Origin of the sequence: Mycobacteroides salmoniphilum, from assembly GCF_004924335.1 — a bacterium.
Lineage (GTDB): Bacteria > Actinomycetota > Actinomycetes > Mycobacteriales > Mycobacteriaceae > Mycobacterium > Mycobacterium salmoniphilum.
In genome coordinates, this window is the sequence record NZ_CP024633.1 from 813,875 (window position 1) to 835,932 (window position 22,058).

Annotated in this window: 22 protein-coding genes and 1 pseudogene; 10 read left to right on the top strand and 13 right to left on the bottom strand. The window is 62.5% G+C overall.

Translation table 11 applies throughout. The features are described from left to right. Positions 1–66: 66 nt before the first annotated feature. A complete protein-coding gene (dinB, locus tag DSM43276_RS04045; RefSeq protein WP_078330759.1) occupies positions 67–1,272 on the bottom strand; it encodes a DNA polymerase IV in 1,206 nt (401 codons plus the stop codon). A 227-nt stretch (positions 1,273–1,499) separates the two neighbouring features. Here dinB and DSM43276_RS04050 point away from each other — a divergent pair, with 227 nt between their 5' ends. From DSM43276_RS04050 to DSM43276_RS04060, 3 genes are all read left to right on the top strand, one after another. Further along, on the top strand, positions 1,500–3,380 hold the full coding sequence (locus tag DSM43276_RS04050; protein ID WP_420359330.1) for a hypothetical protein: 1,881 nt from the start codon (positions 1,500–1,502) through the stop codon (positions 3,378–3,380). Between the two features lie 89 nt (positions 3,381–3,469). Further along, positions 3,470–3,898, top strand: a complete 429-nt coding sequence (locus DSM43276_RS04055; RefSeq protein ID WP_078324979.1) for a MarR family winged helix-turn-helix transcriptional regulator — start codon at positions 3,470–3,472, stop codon at positions 3,896–3,898. Continuing rightward, complete coding sequence (locus DSM43276_RS04060; RefSeq protein WP_109556232.1) at positions 3,895–4,326, top strand: hypothetical protein; 432 nt, start codon at positions 3,895–3,897, stop codon at positions 4,324–4,326. The genes DSM43276_RS04055 and DSM43276_RS04060 overlap by 4 nt, the downstream gene beginning before the upstream one ends. Here DSM43276_RS04060 and DSM43276_RS04065 read toward each other — a convergent pair. From DSM43276_RS04065 to DSM43276_RS04080, 4 genes are read right to left on the bottom strand one after another with little or no spacing between them, the layout of a single operon-like run. Continuing rightward, positions 4,288–4,953 (bottom strand): enoyl-CoA hydratase/isomerase family protein, encoded by a 666-nt coding sequence (locus tag DSM43276_RS04065; RefSeq protein WP_078330774.1) that lies wholly within the window; start codon positions 4,951–4,953, stop codon positions 4,288–4,290. The two genes, DSM43276_RS04060 and DSM43276_RS04065, sit on opposite strands and share 39 nt — an antisense overlap. A gap of 6 nt (positions 4,954–4,959) precedes the next feature. Further along, on the bottom strand, positions 4,960–5,403 hold the full coding sequence (locus DSM43276_RS04070; protein ID WP_078296816.1) for an acyl-CoA thioesterase: 444 nt from the start codon (positions 5,401–5,403) through the stop codon (positions 4,960–4,962). Continuing rightward, complete coding sequence (locus DSM43276_RS04075; protein ID WP_136629151.1) at positions 5,400–6,512, bottom strand: alcohol dehydrogenase catalytic domain-containing protein; 1,113 nt, start codon at positions 6,510–6,512, stop codon at positions 5,400–5,402. Before DSM43276_RS04075 ends, DSM43276_RS04070 begins: the two co-directional genes overlap by 4 nt. Positions 6,513–6,537: 25 nt before the next feature. Beyond that, positions 6,538–7,170, bottom strand: coding sequence for a TetR/AcrR family transcriptional regulator (locus DSM43276_RS04080; RefSeq protein ID WP_136628984.1), 633 nt, complete (start codon positions 7,168–7,170; stop codon positions 6,538–6,540). A 74-nt stretch (positions 7,171–7,244) separates the two neighbouring features. Here DSM43276_RS04080 and DSM43276_RS04085 point away from each other — a divergent pair, with 74 nt between their 5' ends. The 3 genes and pseudogenes from DSM43276_RS04085 to DSM43276_RS04095 all read left to right on the top strand — a co-directional run bounded on the left by DSM43276_RS04085 (position 7,245) and on the right by DSM43276_RS04095 (position 11,265). Beyond that, entirely contained in the window at positions 7,245–8,753 is a 1,509-nt protein-coding gene (locus tag DSM43276_RS04085) for a flavin-containing monooxygenase (protein ID WP_078330776.1), read from the top strand. A 427-nt stretch (positions 8,754–9,180) separates the two neighbouring features. Beyond that, the gene (locus DSM43276_RS04090; RefSeq protein ID WP_078330777.1) at positions 9,181–10,476 is read left to right on the top strand and encodes a serine hydrolase domain-containing protein; all 1,296 of its coding nucleotides are present in this window, start codon (positions 9,181–9,183) and stop codon (positions 10,474–10,476) included. Next, positions 10,463–11,265, top strand: a pseudogene (locus DSM43276_RS04095) (ArsR/SmtB family transcription factor). The gene DSM43276_RS04090 and the pseudogene DSM43276_RS04095 overlap by 14 nt, the downstream one beginning before the upstream one ends. A 3-nt stretch (positions 11,266–11,268) precedes the next feature. Here the strand turns inward: DSM43276_RS04095 and DSM43276_RS04100 are convergent. Continuing rightward, entirely contained in the window at positions 11,269–14,139 is a 2,871-nt protein-coding gene (locus DSM43276_RS04100) for an MMPL/RND family transporter (RefSeq protein WP_078330778.1), read from the bottom strand. Next, on the bottom strand, positions 14,136–14,579 hold the full coding sequence (locus tag DSM43276_RS04105; protein ID WP_078330779.1) for an MmpS family transport accessory protein: 444 nt from the start codon (positions 14,577–14,579) through the stop codon (positions 14,136–14,138). The genes DSM43276_RS04100 and DSM43276_RS04105 overlap by 4 nt, the downstream gene beginning before the upstream one ends. Before the next feature lie 65 nt (positions 14,580–14,644). Here DSM43276_RS04105 and DSM43276_RS04110 point away from each other — a divergent pair, with 65 nt between their 5' ends. Further along, a complete protein-coding gene (locus tag DSM43276_RS04110) occupies positions 14,645–15,259 on the top strand; it encodes a TetR/AcrR family transcriptional regulator (protein ID WP_078330780.1) in 615 nt (204 codons plus the stop codon). A gap of 27 nt (positions 15,260–15,286) precedes the next feature. Here the strand turns inward: DSM43276_RS04110 and DSM43276_RS04115 are convergent, their stop codons facing one another. The 3 genes from DSM43276_RS04115 to DSM43276_RS04125 all read right to left on the bottom strand — a co-directional run bounded on the left by DSM43276_RS04115 (position 15,287) and on the right by DSM43276_RS04125 (position 17,795). Continuing rightward, positions 15,287–15,832, bottom strand: coding sequence for a DUF5994 family protein (locus DSM43276_RS04115; RefSeq protein WP_078330781.1), 546 nt, complete (start codon positions 15,830–15,832; stop codon positions 15,287–15,289). Between the two features lie 230 nt (positions 15,833–16,062). After that, entirely contained in the window at positions 16,063–16,914 is an 852-nt protein-coding gene (locus DSM43276_RS04120) for a universal stress protein (RefSeq protein WP_078330782.1), read from the bottom strand. Continuing rightward, a complete protein-coding gene (locus DSM43276_RS04125; RefSeq protein WP_078330783.1) occupies positions 16,914–17,795 on the bottom strand; it encodes a slipin family protein in 882 nt (293 codons plus the stop codon). The genes DSM43276_RS04120 and DSM43276_RS04125 overlap by 1 nt, the downstream gene beginning before the upstream one ends. 406 nt (positions 17,796–18,201) lie before the next feature. Here DSM43276_RS04125 and DSM43276_RS04130 point away from each other — a divergent pair, with 406 nt between their 5' ends. From DSM43276_RS04130 to DSM43276_RS23515, 3 genes are all read left to right on the top strand, one after another. Beyond that, positions 18,202–19,005 (top strand): GAF and ANTAR domain-containing protein, encoded by an 804-nt coding sequence (locus DSM43276_RS04130; protein ID WP_078330784.1) that lies wholly within the window; start codon positions 18,202–18,204, stop codon positions 19,003–19,005. A 184-nt stretch (positions 19,006–19,189) separates the two neighbouring features. Beyond that, positions 19,190–19,750 (top strand): hypothetical protein, encoded by a 561-nt coding sequence (locus tag DSM43276_RS04135; RefSeq protein WP_078330785.1) that lies wholly within the window; start codon positions 19,190–19,192, stop codon positions 19,748–19,750. Between the two features lie 246 nt (positions 19,751–19,996). After that, entirely contained in the window at positions 19,997–20,155 is a 159-nt protein-coding gene (locus DSM43276_RS23515) for a DUF6307 family protein (protein ID WP_169053033.1), read from the top strand. A gap of 14 nt (positions 20,156–20,169) precedes the next feature. On the opposite strand, the gene DSM43276_RS04140 is transcribed toward DSM43276_RS23515, so the two are convergent. The 3 genes from DSM43276_RS04140 to DSM43276_RS04150 all read right to left on the bottom strand — a co-directional run bounded on the left by DSM43276_RS04140 (position 20,170) and on the right by DSM43276_RS04150 (position 22,037). Further along, positions 20,170–21,423, bottom strand: coding sequence for a fatty acid desaturase family protein (locus DSM43276_RS04140; protein ID WP_078330786.1), 1,254 nt, complete (start codon positions 21,421–21,423; stop codon positions 20,170–20,172). 94 nt (positions 21,424–21,517) lie between these two features. After that, positions 21,518–21,769 carry a hypothetical protein gene (locus DSM43276_RS04145; RefSeq protein WP_136628985.1) on the bottom strand — a complete coding sequence of 84 codons (252 nt, stop codon included), beginning with the start codon at positions 21,767–21,769 and terminating at the stop codon, positions 21,518–21,520. 88 nt (positions 21,770–21,857) lie between these two features. Then, on the bottom strand, positions 21,858–22,037 hold the full coding sequence (locus tag DSM43276_RS04150; protein ID WP_078330788.1) for a DUF6131 family protein: 180 nt from the start codon (positions 22,035–22,037) through the stop codon (positions 21,858–21,860). Between the last annotated feature and the right edge of the window lie 21 nt (positions 22,038–22,058).

Consider the following 22,058-nt stretch of genomic DNA (forward strand, 5'->3'; position numbering starts at 1 on the left):
GTCGCGCAATGTGCCACCGATGAAAAGGTTTGTCACCGTGTCACAGCTACGTGCCGCACCGCGTCGTTAGATGTCCTCGAAGGTGGGGATGCCCCACTCCTCGTGTCCGCCTCCGTGCAGCAAGGTGGCGCGGGTCACCGACCGCGTGCCGAACTTATCGCGCAGTTCATCAAGGGTGCTGTCGAGCGCCAGCGCCTTCTCCGTCAAACCCATGAACGGAAGCTCCAATTGTGCTGCGCCGCATGGGTCGAAGTTGGACACTGAGAATCCGATCAAGGTGATACCTCGTTCAGCGACGAGTGCAGTGGCCTCGGCGACGAGCTGTCGTGCCACCGACAGCAGGTGCTCGGTAGATGTCGTGGGCCGCGACACGGTGCGTGAACGCGTCGCGCGTGTGTAATCGTCGAACCGCAGCCGCAGTACCACCGTTCGGCAGCTTCGTCCGGTGCCACGCATCCGGCGGGCGATCCGTTCGACGAGTTGCGTCGCGATGGCGTCGATCTCATCGGTGCTGCGGCGCCGCCTCCCGAGCGCGCACTGCGCGCCGATCGAGCGCCGCCGTCGTCCACCCTGTACTCGCCGCGGGTCGACATTATGTGCCAGGCAATGCAATTGGTGGCCCATGGCCCGACCGACCATGGATGCCAGAGTGGACTCGCCAAGATCGGCGATATCCGCGACCGTATGGATGCCGTACACGCGCAGCTTCTCGGCGGTGATCGCGCCGACGCCCCACAGTGCCTGCACCGGCAAGGGGCGCAGGAAGGACAGCTCCTCGTGGGGCTCCACCACCAAAAGCCCATCTGGTTTGCCCTGGCGGCTGGCGACCTTGGCCAGGAACTTGGTGCGGGCGATCCCGACGGTGATCGGCAGACCTGCCCGCCGGCCTACCTCCGCGCGCAGTGTCGCCGCAATATCGCGTGGTGTGCCCGAAATACGCAGTAAGCCAGAGACATCCAGAAACGCCTCGTCGATGGACAACGGCTCGACCAGGGGAGTGGTGTCTCGGAAGACCTCGAAGACCTTCTTGCTTGCCGCGCTGTACGCGTCGAAACGGGGTGGGACCACCACGGCTCTCGGGCACAGTTGCTGCGCTTGCCGACCTCCCATCGCGGTGCGGACCCCGCATCGCTTCGCTTCGTAGCTGGCGGCCAACACGACACCGCCTCCAACGATCACCGGGCGGCCGCGCAACGCTGGATCATCACGTTGCTCGACGGAGGCGTAAAACGAGTCCAGATCCGCGTGCAGGATGCTTGCGGTTCCGGTCATGAACAGATGCTCGCACCGGGGTCCGACAGTCACAGCGGGTTGATGTGCCCAACCGCTGGTTGATTCGGAGAATCGCGGGGCAATCCTTGGTGGCGCCCGGGAGATATTTGACTTACGGCTAGGAAAACTATCGAGTTCGTGGTCGGCGGCATGGTGCAGTGTGCCCTACGTTTATGGCAAGTTCCTCAGGTTACTTCCAGCCTATTCACAAACTTTGCCCAGAAGGGGTGGTTTACGTGCGTATACGACTTCGTGCGACGGCGGCCGCGACGGTTTGCAGTATTTGCATCGCCGCGTCGGCTTCCGCGCTCACGATCCAAACTCCTAGCGCCAGTCCGGAACAACATCGGACAGTGTCGACACAGGCTTATGTCCTGACGTCGAACGACGGCACGCTCTCGCCCGCCAGCATCGGCTCGCTGGCGACCTTGCCGGGTGTTCAGGGTTCCGCCGCGACGCCTTTGGCTGCGGCTGCTGCGCCGGCGCCGAGTTTGTTCACGGCGATTCAGCCGGTGTTTACGGTGTTGGGCGGGGCGTTGACGCTGCCGTTCAACATTCCGTTCTGGTTTGTGACGGGGCAGCTGAACGCGGCCGCGAACCAGACCACGATCAACAACTTTGTGACGGCCATTGGTCAGTTGCCGGGTGTTCCGGCTGCGGTGTTGTCGTACTTGGCGGGTATCCCGTCGCAGACGCTGCCGACGATCCCGTCGATTCCGGGGTTGACGTCGGCGGCGGCTTCGCCGACGGTGAAGACTGCGGCGCTGTCCACTCCGACGGCTGCGGCTGCTGCGCCGGCGCCGAGTTTGTTCACGGCGATTCAGCCGGTGTTTACGGTGTTGGGTGGGGCGTTGACGCTGCCGTTCAACATTCCGTTCTGGTTTGTGACGGGGCAGCTGAACGCGGCCGCGAATCAGAAGGTGATCACTGATTTTGTGACGGCTCTTGGTCAGTTGCCGGGTGTTCCGGCTGCGGTGTTGTCGTACTTGGCGGGTATCCCGTCGCAGACGCTGCCGACGATCCCGTCGATTCCGGGGTTGACGTCGGCGGCGGCTTCGCCGACGGTGAAGACTGCGGCGCTGTCCACTCCGACGGCTGCGGCTGCTGCGCCGGCGCCGAGTTTGTTCACGGCGATTCAGCCGGTGTTTACGGTGTTGGGTGGGGCGTTGACGCTGCCGTTCAACGTTCCCTTCTGGTACGCGACGGGGCAGTTGAATACGGCCGCGAATCAGAAGGTGATCACTGATTTTGTGACGGCTCTTGGTCAGTTGCCGGGTGTTCCGGCCGCGGTGTTGTCGTATCTGCAAGGGATTACGAAGCAGACGCCGCCGACCATTCCGACCATTCCGGGCATCACCTCCTTGGTCACGCCCTCGTCGAAGCTGATCACCAACGCTGCGGCCGTTCAATCCGATGCCACCAAGCCGGAAGTTGCCAAGTCGGAAGTCGCCAAGCCCGCGACCCTCGAGGACGCGACGAAGCCTGCCACCTCGGCGGAGCCGGTGAAGGTGACGACTCCGGCTGAGCCTGCCAAGCCCGCGACCCCGGCCGAAGCGGCCACTTCCGCCGAGCCAGTCAAGGCGACGACTCCTGCCGAGCCGGTCAAGGTGACGACTCCGGCAGAGCCGGCCAAGCCCGCCACCTCGGTGGAGCCGGTGAAGGTGACGACTCCGGCTGAGCCTGCCAAGCCCGTGGAAGCGGTCACCCCCGCCGAGGCCGTCAAGCCGGCGACCCCGGCAGAGCCCGCCAAGCCCGCGACGCCTGCTGATGCCGTCAAGCCTGCGGAGCCGAAGGTCAACGTTCCGAAGGTCAAACTGCCCACCCCGGCCACCAAGGTCGGAGAGGTCAGCGGCGGGGTTGCGCCGAAGACCGAAGACTCGGCCAAGGCAGACAAGAGCGAGAAGGCCGATTCCAAGGACACCAAGTCCGACAAGGGGTCGGCACCGAAGAAGTCCGAAAATGACTCTTCAGCTGCGAAGAAGCCCGAGAGCGCCGCATCGAGCACCGGTAAGTCGGAGTCCGCTTCGAGCTCCTCATCGAGCGACTCACACTCGAGCGCCTCGAACGGTTCCTCGCACAGCGACTCGCACAAGGCGTCGTCGGACTAGTCCCCGGTAGCAAGCTCAAAGGTCCCCGCGCCCGACACGGCGCGGGGACCTGCTTGTAAGCGGCACTGACATAAGTCAACATCATTGACATGGATATCGACGGAACCGCGACCCTGGGGTACTTGCTGACCCGCACCGCGACATCACTGCGCGGCAAGGTGGCGGCCCGGTTGGAGCCCATGGGCCTCAGCCTGCCCGAGTACATCTGCATGCACATTCTGCGGAGCTACCCCGGCATGTCCAATTCCGAACTGGCTCGGCAGGCGATGGTCACCCGGCAGGCCATGAATGCGGTGTTGCACCGGCTGGAGCAGGAGGGCCTCATCAGCCGTCCGGAGAACGCAGACCACGGGCGGTCGCTGCCGGCCCGCCTGACCCGGCGCGGCACCACTCAACTGGAGAAGGCTGTGGAGGCGGTAACCGCCGGCGAGAACGAGGTTATGGAGAAACTGACCGCTGACGAGCGCCGCGCGTTGAAGGCCATGCTGGCCAAATGCGTTCCGAGTCAACTGCCGTGAGACGCGCCGGGTGGGTGATCGCGTTTACCGGTCTGGTGATCGGGTTCAGTGTCTGGCTCCCCTGGTTGCGAACGTCGGCCAGTGGCGGGGGCAGGGCCAACGCCATCGGCGGTGCCACCGGATCGGTGGTGCTCGCACCGGGTTTCGGTGCGGGCCAGATGATCTTGCTGGTTTCGGCGCTTCTCGTAGTGGCCGGATGCATGGTGGGCCAGCACATTCTGCATCGCATCGCCCCGATCGCCGCAGGTGTACTGGCGCTGACGCTCTTGGGGCTGGAATTGCTGTACTACCGCATCAACATCAAGGCCCCGATTGTGACGGGCTATGGGTTCTGGGTTGCGATCGTGGCCTCGGCTATCGCGGTCGCGCTGGCCATCGTTGCCCTGCTGTCACGACCCCAGGCCGGCGAGCAACAGTGGCACGATTGAGCCGTACATCCCGTACTTGACGGTGCCAAGCGTGTCCCGGTTCTTTCCTACCAGCGATGACACGAAACTCGTTGCGGTAGAGAGCACCTGGTCCTCGGCAACGGCCGCGTCGACGATCTGGTAGTTCAGGGATTCGGATCCGCCGAGACGCCGGCCGCTGGGCATGGTGGCCGATGCCGCCTGGGGCGTCATCTTCCCCTGACACAGCGCAGACATGCCGGGGGTGAACGGCATGCCGAGATCGACCTCGGGAAGACAGAAGAAGCCGCGATCGGTACGCATCACCCGGTAATCGCATGCCAGCGCGACCATGGCTCCGGCGCCGAAGGCGTGACCGTTCACGGCGGCGACGGTGGGTGTGGGGAACACCAGGAAGCGCGCCAGGATCTTCTGAACCTCGGTGATGTACCAGCTGAGTTTGTCGGGGTTGGCGCCCAGGAAGTCGACGTCCAGCCCGTTGGAGAAGAACTTGCCACTGCCGGTGACCACCAGCGCGGACGGGGTGTCGTCGGCGAGCACCTCGTCGAGCAGTGCGTTGATCTGCTCGATATTCGCTGTGGTGAAACGGTTCTCGTCTGTGCCGAGCTCAAGGGTGTAGATGCCTTCGGAGCGCTGCAAAGCTGGCATGTGTCGCTACCTCAACTGTTCGAGAGCTGTCGCTACTTGCTCGGGGATGGGTACGGGGGTGCGGGCGTCGGAGTCCACGTAGACATGGACGAACCGGCCCAGGGCGCGGGGAGTGTCCTCGACCACGCCGTCGACAACCGTGAACACCGCGAGCTTGTAGATGACGCTGCTGCGGCCGCGGTGTTCCAGGGCCAGTCCGATGGACAGCTCGTCGGGGAAGGATACCTCGGCCAGATACTTGCAGGAGGTTTCGGCGACGACGCCGATGGCGGGCAGGTCGCGGATATCGCACCCGGCGGCATCCATCAGCCAGCCGTTGACGGCGGTATCGAACCAGGCGTAGTAGACGACGTTGTTGACGTGTCCGTACACATCGTTGTCGGCCCAACGTGTTTGGTGCAGACGGTGTACCGGGAAGTCTGCTTTGGTGGGCAGCTCTGGCTTGGTCATGCCGTCACCGGGCCGGGGCGCAGGATCTGTCGAACAGCCTGGCCATCGGCCAGGGCGTCGAGCGCGATGTTGATGTCGTCCAACGGCAGGTCATCGGACTTGAGCTTCTCCACTGGCAGTCGCCCGGCCCGCCACAGCGCGAGCATTGCCGGGATGTCCTGTTGCGGCTGCGCCGATCCCATGTACGAGCCCAGGATGCTGCGGCCCTCGGCAACAATGCTCAACGCGGGCAGGGTAATTCGTGCATCGGGATGCGGCAGTCCCACCGACACGGTGCCTCCGCCGCGGCCGGTGAGCGCGTAGGCCTGTTCCAGCACCGCCGCCGACCCGACGACCTCGAATACCCAATCGTGACCGCCGGGGGCTTCATCCGGCGCGCAGGCGCGCGTCGCTCCGAGTTCAAGGGCCAGTTCGCGTTTGGCGGGTACCGGGTCGATGGCCAGCACCTCGCCGGCGCCCGCGGCGGCCGCCGACATCACGACGGCCAGTCCCACGCCGCCCAGCCCGAGTACCGCGACCGAGTCGCCGGGGCGCACCGAGGCGGTGTGGGTGACGGCTCCGAAGCCGGTCAGCATGGCGCAGCCGAAGAGTGCGGCCGTGTCCAACGGAACGTTCTGATCGATGACAACCACCGAATTGCGGTCCACCACAGCGTGGTCGGCGAAACCCGAGACGCCCAGGTGGTGACGCACCTCGGCGCCGGTCAGATCGCGCAGGCGGGTGCCGCCGCGGATGAGATCACCGCGGCCGTTGGCCGCCGCGGCGTCCGGGCACAGCGCGGGGCGGCCCGAGGAGCAGTACCTGCAGGCACCACAGCTCGGCACGTACACCAACACCACGTGATCGCCGGGGGAGACGTCGCGAACACCGGGGCCCACTTCGGCGATGACACCGGCCGCCTCGTGTCCGAGTGCCATCGGCACCGGGCGTATCCGGTTCCCGTCGACCACCGACAGATCCGAGTGGCACAGCCCCGCGGCCTCGATGCGGACCAGTACCTCACCGGGCCCGGGTGGGTCGAGCTCCAGTTCAACGAGTTTCAGCGGGTGGGTGTCGCGATACGGCCGCTCGATCGGTGCCGCGTGTAGCACCGCAGCACGAATGCGCATGGATGAGCCGCTCGCGCGAAGACTCTCAGGCACTGACCCCTCCATAGATCGCATTAAGCCAGACGTGGAGCAGCGTATCGACAACGTCGTCGTCGGCGACGGCGGGTTGCTGACCGGTGAAGGTTGCCCGCATCATCGACTGGTTGATGAGGTTGAGTGCGATGGCGATATCGCGGGCGGGAATGGTGGCGGGTGCCGCCCCGCGTTCGCGTTCGGACTCGATGCCCGCCGTCGTGTTGGTGACCCAGTTTTCCGTCACTTCGGACCAGCGTTGATCCAGTTCGGCGCTGGTGCCCTGGACCCCGGACAACGCGACCGTGAGGGATCGGTGGGAACCGAAGGCGTCGAAGTAGGCCTTGATCACGGCGCGCCAGTAGTGCGCGGGGCTCGTCATGGCGGCCGGGTCGATGCTCGCGACATTGGCGTCGGCTTCCTCGATGATTCGCTCGGCGAGCGTGAGGAGGACGGCTTCCTTGGAGGGGAAGTAGAAGTAGAACGTCGGCCGGGAGATTCCCGCGCCGCGTGCCAGATCATCAACAGAGACGTCGGCAAGGGGGCGCTGGCCGAGTAACTCCTCGGCGGTCGCCAGGATCGCCTGGATCCGCTCGTCCCCGGACGGGCGCGTCGTTTTGCGGCCTCTTGTAGCTGGTTTAGCCACGTCTACCTGCACATTCTATGAAGTTCTCGACACACTGTTGACTTTCTCGACACTGCGTCGATAGCCTAGCTGTCATGACCGAACATGTCGACATTGTCATCGTGGGCGCCGGGATCTCGGGTATTGGCATGGCATGCCACATCACCCGCGACGTGCCGGGCAAGAAGTTCGTGGTGCTGGAGGCGCGTGAGCGCATCGGTGGCACCTGGGACCTGTTCCGCTACCCGGGTATCCGCTCGGACTCCGACATGTTCACCCTCGGCTACAACTTCCGGCCCTGGACGAGCACCAAGGGCATCGCCGACGGAGCCTCGATCCGCGAGTACGTCACCGCCACCGCACGTGAGTTCGGTGTGGACCAGAAGATCCGTTTCGGTCACAAGGTAGTGAGCGCCGAGTGGTCCTCTGAGCGCGGGCTCTGGACGGTGCGCGCCGAGCACGACGGTGAGATCGTCGAGTTCACCACCGAGTTCTTCCTGGGCTGCACAGGGTACTACAACTACGACGAGGGCTTCACGCCCGAGTTCGAGGGCATCGACGACTTCACCGGTCAGGTGATCCACCCGCAGCATTGGCCGGAGGATCTGGACTATGCGGGCAAGAAGGTCGTAGTCATCGGCAGTGGGGCCACCGCCATGACCCTGGTGCCCGCGATGGCGGGAACGGCCGGTCACGTGACCATGCTGCAGCGCTCGCCCACCTATGTGGTGTCACTGCCGTCCACGGACGCGCTTGCGGTGGCGCTGCAGGGCAAGGTACCGGCCTCGATCGCGTACCCGATCGTCAAGTGGAAGAACCAGATGGTCAGCTTCATCAGCTACCAGACGAGCCGCCGCGACCCCGAGCGGATGAAGGGAATTCTGCGCGCTCTGCTGAAGCGTCAGCTGCCCGATTTCGATCTGGACAAGCACTTCACTCCGAAGTACAACCCGTGGGACCAGCGGCTGTGTGTGGTGCCGGATTCGGATCTGTTCCGCGCACTGCGCAAGGGCACCGCATCGGTGGCCACCGACCGGATCGCACGCTTCACCCCCAAGGGCATCCTGCTGGAGTCGGGTGAAGAGCTTGAGGCCGACATCGTTGTCACCGCAACGGGTCTGAATGTTCAGCTGGCGGCCGGCCTGAAGCCGGTTGTCGACGGCGTCGAGGTGGACCCGTCGAAATGCATCACCTATAAGGGTCTGATGCTGACGGGCATCCCGAACTTCATCTTCACGTTTGGCTACACCAATGCCTCCTGGACGCTGCGTGCCGATCTGGTGTCGCTGTACACCTGCAGGCTGCTCAACTACATGGACAAGACGGGCCAGTCGGTCGTGTGGCCGGTCGAGCCCGAAACGTCCGAACGGCTGCCGTTCGTGGACTTGGACTCCGGTTACATCTCGCGTGCGGCCAGCGCTGTGCCGCATCAGGTGCCGACGGCCCCGTGGCGGTCGTACCAGAACTACTTCCGTGAGCTGCCTGTGCTCAAGTACGGGAAGGTCGCCGACAAGGGCGTCCGATTCAGTCGCGGAGCCGCAGGGTCGGCGACATCCGGCCGGGGCAAGGCCTCCCATGAGGCACCCGTTGCAATAGGCAGGTAAATACCATGAGAATGGCCGGGTGCAGTCAGCACCCGGCCATTCTCATTGGCGGACAAGGTTTTCAAGGATATCGCCGACCACGCGGACAGATGGGATATAAGGTCCCACGAACCTAGGCCGAACCTCAGGGGCCGACCGGGCCGAGTGGCCAGTCGTGTGTTGACCGCTCCCCGCAGCGCGGAGATTCGAGCGGTGGAAACCGATGTCTCGGCGTCACTCCGCAAGGCTGGCCAGGTGTGAGTGATGGTCCAAAGTATGTGCTGCACAGCTCTATATATGTGTCTTGTCTAGGCCCGCGATAATCCAGGGGCGCAGTCGAAGTGAACTATGCGATAGTCGCATGCACATTGCCGGCTCGACATCGTGCGTGCTGAAGTGATTGGAGAGTTCTGTGACACAGCCAAATAGGCGTCAGATCATTGTTGGCGTGTCCGCTGCAGCGTTGGCGGTGGCCGCCGGCGATATGGCTGCCTGTTCGTCCTCGGGCGATGTGCGTGAGTCCGGTGAGGGTGCTCAGGCGCCGCTGTTGCCTGTGGGTCTCAAAAATGACCTGATGAGACTGACTGATTCGAAACATATTCTGGGGTGCAGTGTTTCGGCAGTCACTCGTGAGGGCACGGTGTATGCTGATGGATGGGGAGCGGCGAGGGCCGGGCAACCGATGACGGCACTGAGCACCATCAATATTGGGTCAGTAAGTAAGACGATCACGGCGACGGCCGTGCTGCAGTTGGTCGCGGCGGGACGCATCGGCCTCGATACAGATGTGAATGATGTTCTGACGGAGAGCAAGGCCTACGGCCCGAGGAGTGTGCGCAGCCCCTATTACCCAGATACCCCGATCACTGTCCGGTACTTGCTGGCTCACCTGACGCCGCTGACCACCGGTCCGGAATTGGGTCCGTACGGATACGCTCCCCGTATCGGCCCCGCTCCCGATTCGGGTGAGCTAGGTCGATGGCTTCACGACTTTCTCACGCCCGCACCGCGTGGGTGGACGTACAACCGCGAAGAGAACTTCACGAAATCGAAGCCCGGACACGTGCATATGTACTCCGACATCGGATTTGATCTGGCGGGTTTTCTCGTACACGCGGTGACGGGCCAACCCTTCGCCGATTACTGCCGTGAGCACGTTCTGCAGCCGGCGGGAATGGTGAACTCTGATTTCGATCGTGACCGCATCCCGGACGGCCGGCGGGCGTATCCACACGCCTGGTTTGAGAACGGGGCGAAGAAGGGCATGTGGCTCGATTACCGCAACCTGATACCTGTGGCAATCGCCGATGACTACACGGGTCATACCGAATACTCGCCGTACGCAAGCTGTCTCACACCCGATGGCGGTCTGCGATCCAACTCGCTTGACTTGGCGCGGTGGGCCCGACTGTGGCTGGGTAACGGCACGCTGGACGGTGTTGAAGTGCTTCCGCGCGCCCAGGCGTCGGCGGCGTTGGCGGACCAGGTCTCTCCAGAAATCATGGCGTCGTCGGAGGCTCCACTGCCGTTCATCTCTCAGGGGTACGCCTGGCACAGACTGCGCGGGGACGCTGATGGCCAGTGGCAACATGCCGGCAGCGAGGTAGGTACCGCTTCGTACGTCAAGATCGACACGGTACGTGGTGTGGGGGCGGCGATTGTGATGAACACAGAGGTGGCGATTGACGGCGATCCGCGGCCCCAGATGCTGCAGCAGCTGATGGACGCCGCTGCGGTGCCCTGAGGGGGCGTCCTCGTCCGATCCCGATCCTGGCCTCGCGGATGTCTTCAAGGCTCTCGCCGATTCCACTCGGCGTGCGCTGCTGGATCAGCTGTATGAACACAACGGTCAGACCCTGAGTCGGCTGTGCGTCGGGGTCGGAATGGCGCGACAGTCGGTGACTCAACACCTGGGTGTGCTCGAATACGCCAACCTGATCAGCACGGTGCGACGAGGCCGCGAGAAGCTGCACTGTCTTAATTCAGTTCCGCTGCGAGAGATTCAGGAACGATGGATCGACAAGTTCGAGCGCCCGCGGCTGCGGGCGCTGAGTGCGATCAAGCGGCGAGCTGAGGAGTCGAACATGTCTCAACTCACTTTCGTCTACACCCCGTACATCAACAGCACCCCGGAGAAGGTCTGGCGGGCCATCACCGATCCCTGGCTCAGGGTCCAGTACCGGGGACATGCGAATGTGTATGATTGGCAACAGAGTTCACGTTGGGAACATCAACGCGACGAATCGGGAATCGTCGAGATCGTTGGCGTCGTCGTGGAAAGCGAACCGCCTCGTAAGCTCGTACTCACGGGGCTGAGCCCGTGGAGGGCGGTGAGAATCCCGCCTCCACCGTCACTTTCCTGATTCAGCCGTACCGAGACATCGTGCGGCTAACCGTGGCACATGCCGATCTCGCGGACCCTGCCGAGTACGCGCAGGCCAGTGACGGATGGGCGGCCGTGCTGTCAAACCTCAAGTCCTTCTTGGAGACCGGCGCTCCGCTGCCCACCGAACCGTGGGTACAGCCCCAGTAAGCGCTACCCGCCCGTCGGGATCGGTCCGGTGGCGTATTCGGCCCCAACGGGTTTCGGCCCAAATGGTTTTGGTAATGGGCGGGAACGCACATTGAGGGGCCACCAGAACCAGCGGCCCAGCATGGTGGCTATCGCGGGCGTCAAGAACGACCGCACCACCAGGGTGTCGAAGAGCAGCCCGAGGCCGATGGTGGTACCGATCTGGCCGAGAACGCGCAGATCGCTGAAGATGAAGGATGACATCGTCACCGCGAAGACCAGGCCGGCGGCGGTGACGACCCCACCGGTGCCGGCGATGGCGCGGATGATGCCCGTCTTCAACCCCGCGCCGGTTTCTTCTTTGAAGCGGGAGATCAATAGCAGGTTGTAGTCTGCCCCGACCGCCAGCAAGATGATGACCGCCAGCGGGAAGATGACCCAGTACAGCGGAATTCCGAAGATGTACTGCCACACCACCACCGACATCCCGAAGGATGCCGCCAGCGATAGCGCCACCGTCCCCACGATGACCATGGCCGCCACGAGGCTGCGCGTCAGGAACATCATGATGAGCAGGATGAGGCCAAGCGAGGCCAACGCGGCCATCAGCAGATCGTATTTCTGTCCTTCAGCAATGTCCTTGTACGCCGAGGCGGTTCCAGCTACATAGATCTTGGCATCGGCCAACGGCGTGGCCTTGACGGCATCGAATGCCGCTTCCTTGATCGCATTGATGTGCTCAATGCCCTCGGAGGTCTGCGGATCTCCTTGGTGGGTAATGATCATGCGGGCGGCCTTGCCGTCCGGGGACATGTACAGCTTCATGCCGCGTTTGAACGCGGGGTTGTCGAATGCCTCCGGTGGCAGGTAGAAGGAGTCATCGTTCTTCGCGTCGTCGAAGGCCTTGCCCAACTCTGTTGCGGTGCGGGTGGATTCCTCATTCTGTGTGTTGGTGCCGTTATTGATGGCGTAGTTGGACTGGGTCAGGTCGCGGTTCTTCTCCTGTATCGCGATCTGGGGCGGTATGAGATCGACGAGTTTGGGCTGTAGTGCGTCGAGCTTGGTGAGGCTCCCGGTGACCGTCTGGAGTGCATCGACCAGTTCATCGATGCCGTCCAGAGCATCGAAGAGGGACCGCAGTGCCGCGCAGAAGGGGATGTCGAAGCAGTGCGGTTCCCAGTAAAAGTAGTTGCGTATGGGTCGGAACTGGTCGTCGAAGTTGGCGATCTTGTCGCGTAAGTCCTGGGCTACCGCCACGGTCTGCTGGAATCCCTGGGTCTGTTCATGGGTGGTCGTGGCGCTCTGTTTCTGAAGTGCCAGTTGGTTTTTCAGCACTGCGATGGTTTGCGTCATCTGATCGGCCTGCTGAGACAGATAGAGGGCCTGGTTCTGCTGCTGGGAGAGGTTCATCAGTTGGCTGGCACTTGATGCACTGATCTGAAAGGGAATGGAGGAGTGGGTGATGGGAGTGCCGAGGGGCCGGGTGATCGATTGGACCAGGGCCACGCCGCGGGCGTGGAGAACGGACTTGGCGACGCGTTCCAGCAGGACCATGCCTGCGGGGTTACGCATATCGAAATCGGTTTCGATCATGAGGAGCTCGGGGTTGAGCCGCGCGACGGAGAAGTGCCGCTCGGCTGCGGCGTAGCCCACGTTGGAGGGAGTCGACGCGGGCATGTAGATGCGCCCGTCGTAGGTGGTCTTGTACCCGGGCAACGCGAGCAGTCCAATGAGCGTTACCACGCACGAGACGACGAGAATGGGGCCGGGCCAGCGCACGATTGCTGTGCCGATCCGACGCCAACCACGGGTACGCATGGCGCGTTTGGGCTCCATAAGTCCGAAGCGGCTGGCGATCACCAGCACGGCCGGTGCCATGGTGAGCGCCGCGGCCAGCGTCACCAGTACCCCGAGTGCCGCGGGCACACCCAGGGTCTGAAAGTAGGGCAGCCGCGTGAACGACAGGCAAAGTAGCGCGCCCGCAACAGTCAGACCCGATCCGATGATGACGTGCGCGGTGGACTTGAACATCGTCTGGTAGGCGGTCAGGCGATCCTCACCGGCCGAGCGTGCTTCCTGATAGCGGCCGACGAAGAATATCGCGTAGTCGGTGCCGGCGGCGATGGCGAGCATGGTCAGCAGGTTCGTGGCATAGGTCGACAAGCCGATGACGCCTGTATGTGCCAGTGCCGCAACGATTCCACGCGCTGCCGATAGTTCGACGAGGACCGTCACCAGCACCAGTGCCGTGGTCGTCAGCGAGCGGTAGACGATTAACAGCATGATGGCGATGACCGCGAAGGTGATGAGGGTGACCTGGGCAGAGCCCGCGTTGCCTACCTCGAACTGATCGGTGATCGTCGGGGCTTCGCCGGTTATGTAGGCCTTGACCCCGTCCGGGGCGGGCGTGTCCGCGACGATGCGGCGTACGGCATCGACGGATTGATTGGAGAGCGCCTCACCCTGATTGCCGGCGACGTAGACCTGCACGTACGCGGCCTTACCGTCCTTGCTCTGCGAACCGCCCGCGGTGATGGGATCGCCCCAATAATCGGCGACGTGTTGCACGTGTTCACGGTCGTCCTTGAGTCGCTGCACCAGCGTGTCGTAGAACTGATGTGCTTGCGCACCAAGGGGTTTGTCACTCTCGAGCACGACCATGGCCGAGCTGTCCGAGTCGAACTCGTTGAAGACCTTGCCGATATGGCGCATCGCCATGGTGGACGGTGCATCGGCGGCATTCAGTGGGGCAGAACGTTCTTCGCCAACCACTTCCAGCTGCGGCACGGTGGCGTTGGTCACCGCCGCGATCGCCACCCAGAACAAAATGATCGGCACCGCGAGCCGGCGGATGATCCTGGCTGCGCGGGACTCCTGGGCGTGGCCGGTACTCATGCGGACTTGTCCAGGCAGGTGGTGTAGCCGTTCACGATGGTGACGGTCCTTTCGTCCTTGACGATGCCGTCCACGGTGATGCGGCAGCCGGTTGCGTCACCGGTGCCCTGCGCGCGCAGGTCGGCGAACAGGGTGGGGTCGTTGGTGACGAGCTCGTGCGACCACGGCAGCGGCGCATTGTCGACGCGGTGCGGCTGCGCCATTTCATCGAGGAAGTTGATGGTCGCGGTGCTCCCGGCCGTGCCGAAGACCTCGAGCAAGACGCGCTTGGGGTTGTAGTTGGTGTTCTCCATGGCCTCGTTGCCGGGGCGGGTCAGCTCGACGTTCGAACCGAAAACGCCGTGTAACCGAGTAACACCGAAGGCCACCACCGCCACCACTGCGGCCGCGACGAGTACCGTCCACCATCGTTTGAGCAGAGTCCAAAACCGACCTTGCACCAGCGCCCACGCCCTCTCGATAGTCGCTGACCGACCTTTGTGGAACGGTACGGTACCGTACTTCTATGGCGAGTGGCGTGTCAACGGGGTTGACTAAAGCGGCAAAGGGGCAATCAGACTCCCGGTGGACCGAGCGGGAGTCGGAACTGCTGGCGGCCACCTTGCGTTTGTTGCAGAAACATGGATACGACCGCTTGTCGGTCGATGAAGTCGCTTCCGAATCGAAGGCGAGTAAGGCCACGATCTATCGCCGTTGGCCGTCAAAGGCGGAGCTGGTACTGGCTGCGTTCGTCGAAGGCATGCGTGCACAGCTGGTCCGGCCGGATACTGGCTCGCTCCGTGAAGACTTGCTGCAGATAGGCGGCAGTGTGCTTGACGAGAGTCGTCACAATATGCCCATCATGCGTGGGATGTTGAACGAGATTGCTCGAAACCCCGCACTGACCAAGGCATTTCGGACACAGTTCATTGATCAACGTAAGTCGTTGATCAATGACGTGCTCGACGCGGCCGTCGAACGCGGTGAAATCGATTCCGCCGCCATCAATGAGGAGCTCTGGGATCTGTTGCCGGGGTATCTCGTATTCCGCGGGTTACTGCCGGTGAGGTCTGCTACGGCCGCCACCGTCCGCACGCTGGTAGACGATGTCATCATGCCCAGCCTGACCCGAAAACTCTGACGGTTCGATATCGAGCTGTGGTGGGGTTTACGCGCTGGCACTCACGGCGCCGCATTGATCGCGGTGTGCGACGTTTTGTGCGCCGCCTTCAGAATCCCATTGGTTCTGTGCTGCGAAAGTATCGATCAATGTGCCGAACTCCGTTCGGTTGGCCGGTAGCAGTTGGGCGACGGCCGTCGTGTTGCCGGGAGCGGCCGCCGCCATCATGGCGGTGTGGGCGGGCAGCGCCTCAATATCCGGCGGAACGATCAATAACGTCAGACGCGCCCCGTCCGCTCCCTCGACACTGATGGTGTTACTCGGCTGGCTAAGTGACCAATTCAGATGTGTTAGGCGATTGAGATACAGTATCCGCCGCGAGTCTGTCGACCACTCCGAGACCCGGTACGTGATCCGGTCGATCGAGCCCAAGCGGACACTGAGAATCCTGAGCAACTGCGGCAATTCGCCCATCAGATCCCTGGAGTAGGGCCACCATGCGCCATCGACATAGCCGGTCGGTGGTGCCTTTGGCTTCAATCGAAGACGAACGGCTGGTCCGCTTCGGGGTTTGGAAAACACATGATGCGTCATCAGACGCTCCTACCCTGGGCCCCGCAACCGAGACCATTTTTCCGACGACTCAGCACCCTATCGGTGAGCGAGTATCTGGACATCGTCGTACACGCCAGTTTACTCCCTTTGATGGAACGAACGAAGAAGGATCAGGTTACCGGTCTTCCCATGCCGGTACGCCAAATCCATTGTAATTCTGCAATTCTGGGCTGTTTCCGCATGATGTAGATGCCACTTCACAACCCGCACTAAGGACGTACGACAAGAACTGAGCAGCATTGTTCACGTGATGATCGGCAGAGCCGGACCGCTTGCCTGGCCTCCGATGCGCCGATCACCGCGAGCGCAATCGGTTCGTGGCAGCGGGCGATGAAGCGGGCGATTCGGGCGCGGGTTGTCACTGGGTAGATGTGAACGTCGCCGTATTGCTCATGCAGGCTGGCGACGCGGCGCTCGAGTTCATGATTCATCCCCTCGCCGAGTTTAAGAGGCCAGGTGCTTATGGCAAGTACCGGTAGCTGACGTAGCCGAGCCTCGCGTATGGCGTGGTCAACGACATTCCGGTTGTCCTTAGAACCATTGACGCACACAGCGATCCAGTTCTGTCGGCTAGCGTTCCAGCTGCTACCGTCCTCTGTGTTTTCCAGCACCGATAGCTCTGACGGCTGGTCCGGCATCGGTGCGCGAGCGATCAGAACGGGACAATGGGCGCGCTCGGCGAGCCTGGTGGCCGTCGAGCCCAGGGCCGCGTGCGCGAATCGGCCGGCGCCGATACAGATGAGACTGGCACTTCTTGACTCAAAGACAAGCGCTTCAGAGGGCAGTCCGCGGATAAGGATGGTGTCCACTTTGACCGGCTTGCCGATCGCCTCGATCGCAGCTGCGGCTGCGCGTAAAGATGATTCGGCGAACCGTTCATCATGCCGACCTTCGGCTGCGGGTGATGATTTCGTGGTCACGAGCGGTCGCGTCACGTGGACAAGGCTTAGCGGCACGTCACGACTAATCGCCTCATCAATCGCCGATTCGGCGGCGAAAAGAGCGGCCTGCGACCCGTCGATTCCGACCACAACCGGCCCACTCTGGTCAGTATTGAACATCAGAGCCTCCAGTTTTCGGGCTCCGCGGAGTCTGCTCGTCGTCCGGTGTTGGCCGCAACGCCGTTGATTTCGGCCTCAACCTGATGGGGCGGAGGCGACGACCTGGCGGCGGCCGCGCCCTCGTGTGAGAGGAACGCACCGAGCTCGGCAATGGTTGACATCAAGGGAGCGGGGAATACAACCGTGGTGTTTTTGTCGACGCCGAGCTCGACCAGGGTTTGCAGGTTGCGTAGCTGTAGTGCCAGCGGATGGGCCATCATGGTGTCCGAGGCCGCACCGAGCGCGGCCGCTGCTAAGGATTCGCCCTCCGCAGCAATGATTTTCGCGCGCTTCTCCCGCTCCGCTTCGGCCTGGCGCGCCATCGCCCGTTTCATGCTATCGGGCAGCTGAATGTCCTTGAGCTCCACCAAGGTAACCTGGACACCCCACTCGATGGTCGTGACGTCAAGAATCCCGCGGATATCAAGGTTGATGTTCTCGGTCTCGGCCAAGATCTCATCCAGCGTGTGCTGGCCAACCACCTTGCGCAGCGTTGTCTGTGCAATCTGATTGATTGCCGCGTGCACATTCTCAATTGCCACAACGGATTTCACCGCATCGATAATCTTGAAGTAGGCCACGGCAGACACATCGACGCTGACATTGTCGCGGGTGATGATGCCCTGAGACTGAATCGGCATCGTCACGATCCGCAATGAAATCCGATGCAACACATCGACAAATGGGAAAATGAACCGCAGGCCAGGTGCTCGTTGGCCGATTACTCGGCCCAGCCGAAACAGCACGCCGTTCTCATATTGCTTGACAATACGAACCGACATTGCCAGTGCCAACAGGACCAGCAGCATCAGGACGGCCGCCACGATGATCAGGGTCTTCATGACCGTGCCCCCGCTGCCTCATCAGGTCGGAGGCTGGGTGGCGCACGCCGTGACAAGCGTGGAGGAAAATTAGTCAAGCTGGGCATGGCGATCCTGACGGGCAGACGATCACCGGGTATGTCAGGACTCGGAGCTCGCGCTCCTCGAGTTCTACGGCGGACAGCAGAACCTTTCTCAGACCAGCTGTAATTCTCAGCTGCCTTCGACGCTACACCCCGGTGATTCAGCGCGCTACGTCTTTCCGCGAGCCCCCAGATACCCTCGGAAATATCCACTTTCAATGTTGGCACCCGATGTTGCTAGTCGTTCAGGGCCTTGGCGGGTAGTCTCGGAATGACGAGCCTTCCGGGCACGGCTGACGCTCGGGGCAGGGCTCGGGCCGAACTATTGAGCATGGGCAAGAGCAGTGGCTGATTTTCGCGAATACGCACCCGATCCGGTGATTGGGCCGACGAGTTCGGACCACGTCAGCGCCGACGTTGTCGACCTGCAGAAGGCTCTCGGCGATCTGGCGGGTCTGGTGGCCGGCAGTCAAGGGTTGCCCGAGTTACTCGCGGAGGTAGCGACTTTCGCAGTGCACGCCATCCCGGGCGCCGATGGCGCCGGAGTGACGCTGTTGCGGGTAGACCATCCGGACAACATGGTCGAAGCGCTGGCAGCAAGTGCACCGTTTGTCTCTGAAATTGACCACATTCAGTACACCGTGCTTCAGGAAGGCCCCTGCATCACCGCGGCACTGGAGCGCCGCACGGTACGTTCTGGCTCATTGGGAGGGGAGAGAATGTGGCCACGGTTCGGCCCGCGCGTAGGCAGGCTAGGTGTGCACAGCGCTCTTTCGTTACCTCTGCTGTTGCCGGGGCAGGTGGTCGGCGCGATCAATGTGTACTCGCACGGCAAGGACGTCTTCGACGAGCGGGCGGCGGAGCTGGGCGAGCTGTTCGCCAAACCGGCGGCGGTGGCGGTACATAACGCCCAATTACTTTCTCAAGCAAGAGCTTTAGCGGCTCAGTTGCATACGGCTTTGTCCACACGACCGGTAATTGATCAAGCGATTGGTCTGCTTAGAGGGCGTAGCGGACGCAGTGCCGAGGATGCGTTTACCCAATTACGTGCGATCAGCCAAGCCGAGCACCGTAAGTTGGCGGACGTCGCGCAGCGCATCGTCGATGAGGCCGTTCGCCGGGCGCGCGCCCGGCACTCGGCGCGCTGAATTCACCGCCTGTGGCCGACAGCGGCGCTGCACAGCCCCGACCCGCGTAGGGTTGAGAGTGGAGTACCGCGACGGATACGGGCCCTGACCCGTACACCCAGGTTCTCCACGGCGCACAGCAATCGCGATGCACGGTATTGCCCGACTCGACAGCGCTCGGGAGCGCTTAGGGAGTATCCACCTCGTGAAGATCACTGCGGCCATGGCCGCTGATCTGGCGATCCTCACCCAAGCGCTAGATGCACCGGGGGTCAACGTTGCCGATAGTTTGCGGCAGTTGGCCGCAGACGCCGCTGCGGCGATACCGGCCTATGTGGGCCTGAGTGTGATTGTCTCCGAAAGTGATCCGCCGATCACCTTCACTCTCATGGCCGATGGGCCAGCGACCGTAGACGTCCGCGCCTCGCTGCGCATCATGCTGTCGGGCGGCCGGAATCGCCCTCCAGTGGCCCTCGTTCTCCATTCTGGAGCGCCGGGAGCGTTTGTCGAACTCGCCGCAGACCTGGCCCTGCTCGCCACGCAACCACTGACCGACCTCATCTTCGATCAGGATCTCACCGTGGCAGACAGTGCGAGCGCCAACCAACTACAAGCAGCCACGGACATCAACCAGGCCATCGGAGTTCTGATCGGCCGCGGCTACACGCCCCTACTGGCCCGGCAGCATCTTGACACCCAGGCCGTCCGCATCAGCACCAGTCGGCACGCCATCGCGCAACTGATCCTCAACGAGGGAAACTGCTGAGGAATGACTCACGCGCGGGTTGCCCGAAAAATAAAGCATTGCAAAGATGTCGGTGCTACTCGTCGCGGCGGCGAGTGTGAGACTACCCCGGCGCGAGTGCGCCGACGTCCGTGACGTTTCTTGAGGTGCCCGCCGTGGCCCAGTGGTAATGGCTTGGGCCGGTCCGTGCGAGGAGTAACGTTGACAGTGTCAGGCGGAGCATCCTCGCGGCGCTCGAAACAAGCCTGACTGAATAGGACAGAGATCATGGATTCTCCGGCGACCTTCACCTCTCCTTATGAGAAACGCGTTGAATTGGTTAAGCAAGCGTTGATGTCCGCGTCATCGCTCGACAGCAGTGTCGCCGGCGAGCTCGCCGTCGAGGTTCTGCGTGCATTGAACTCAATTCCCGAAAAGGTGCGCTAGCGAAGGCATCTCGGTTATCTTCCGGTGCGTGGGCGACGCTCCCATTGGCGCACCGCCCTGATGGCGGTCTTCAACCCCTGCGTGCGGGCCGTATTTACTCGGCCGCCGGCCAAATCTGGCCCTAGCTCGGCGAACATCCGCTCGCTTCGGGTCTCCGGCGCGTCATCGGGGGTGTCACGCAGATACTTGTCGGGCAGCGAGAGCTTAGCGATGGTGCGCCATGTCTTGGCGTACTGCATCAGGAATGATCCTGTGGTGTAAGGCAAGTCGTACTTGTCGCATATCTCACTGACCCGGATGGCGATCTCGTGGAGCCGGTTACTCGGCAAATCGGGGTACAGATGGTGTTCGATTTGGTAGCAGAGGTTGCCGCTCATAAGCCGCAGCGCTGGTCCCGCATTGAAGTTCGCGGCGCCAAGCAACTGGCGCAGATACCACTGCCCTCTACGCTCACTGGCCATATCGGTCTCGGTGAATTTCTCTGCGCCATCGGGAAAGTGGCCGCAAAAGATCACAGCGTTGGCCCACACGTTGCGGATCACATTGGCGATAGCGTTGGCCGAGAAGGTCGAGTGATAGGTCGCAGCGGGCGACAGTGAGGTCAGCGCCGGGAAAGCGACGTAATCCTTGAACACCTGTCGGCCGGCCTTGCTCAGGAACTCGCGGATCTGCACAAGGGCGATCTTGCGGTTCGACTGGCCTGTGAAGAACTTTTCAAGTTCCAAGGACTGCAGGCCGATTCCCCACTCGAACCCAACGGCCAGGACGGCGTTGACCAACAGGTTGCCGAGGTGCAGTGGTGACCAGCGCTGGTCGCGGGTAACCCGCAGCACTCCGTAGCCCACGTCGTCGTCAATACCGAGGATGTTGGTGTACTTGTGGTGCATGACGTTATGAGTGAGTCGCCAGTGCTTGGACACTGCGCTCATATCCCACTCCCATGTCGAGGAGTGAATCTCGGGATCGTTCATCCAATCCCATTGGCCGTGCATGACGTTGTGGCCAATTTCCATGTTCTCGATGATCTTGGCGACGCCGAGGGTCGCAGTGCCAGCCCACCACGCCGAACGATGTGAGCTGGCCGTCAGCAAGACTCGGCCGGCCACTTCAAGTCCGCGTTGTGCGGCAATGGTGCGGCGGATGTAGCGCGCGTCTAGACCCCCGCGGGATTCTTCGACGTCGAGGCGGATCGCGTCCAGCTCAACGGCCAGGCCTTCAATGTCGGGATTCGTCAGGTGGGCGAACGCCGGAACGTCGGTAATCGCCATTGTTCCCTTGCTTTCTGCCGGACCATCGCGCTCATGTGCACCAGGCCATCGACCGAGTCGGCGGCTACGGCCTCGGTGCGGGTTGGCGGGACTGTCACAGGTTTTGCGCTTCTTTGTCGACGGCGCTCGGAGTTTCATCCTCCTGCAGGGTTCCCGCGACTAGCTTTTCTGTTCGGTCTTGCTGCCTATTGAGGTGATTGTGGGAGGTGGTGCCGTAACCGCGGATGAAACCGGCTTTGTTGTGCTGCTGCTGCTTTCGCATCCTTTGGGCCTGCCATGCCAGCGCGATGGAGAGCACGAACAGCCCAACCGAGACGACGGCGATGGCCATGGAGATGGTGCTCATGTTTGTTTCCTTGGATAGGTCGTCCATGGTCAGTGATGTGAACGACTCTTCAACAGCCCTGGCTGGCTGCGTTGGCGGGTGCCATGGGTTAGTAGTAGTGGCGACGGCCGCCAAGGGCGTGTCCCGTCCGCCCCGCGACCATCAAGACCACGCCGACGACCAGGAGGATGACCCCTAGGACGAGAAGCATGTGGGCGAAGGCGAAGGTGGGGACAAGGCTGGGGAGAAGGAGCCCCAGGGCGATAAGGATGATGCCAAGAACGATCATGATGTTTACCTAGTTTCTCTG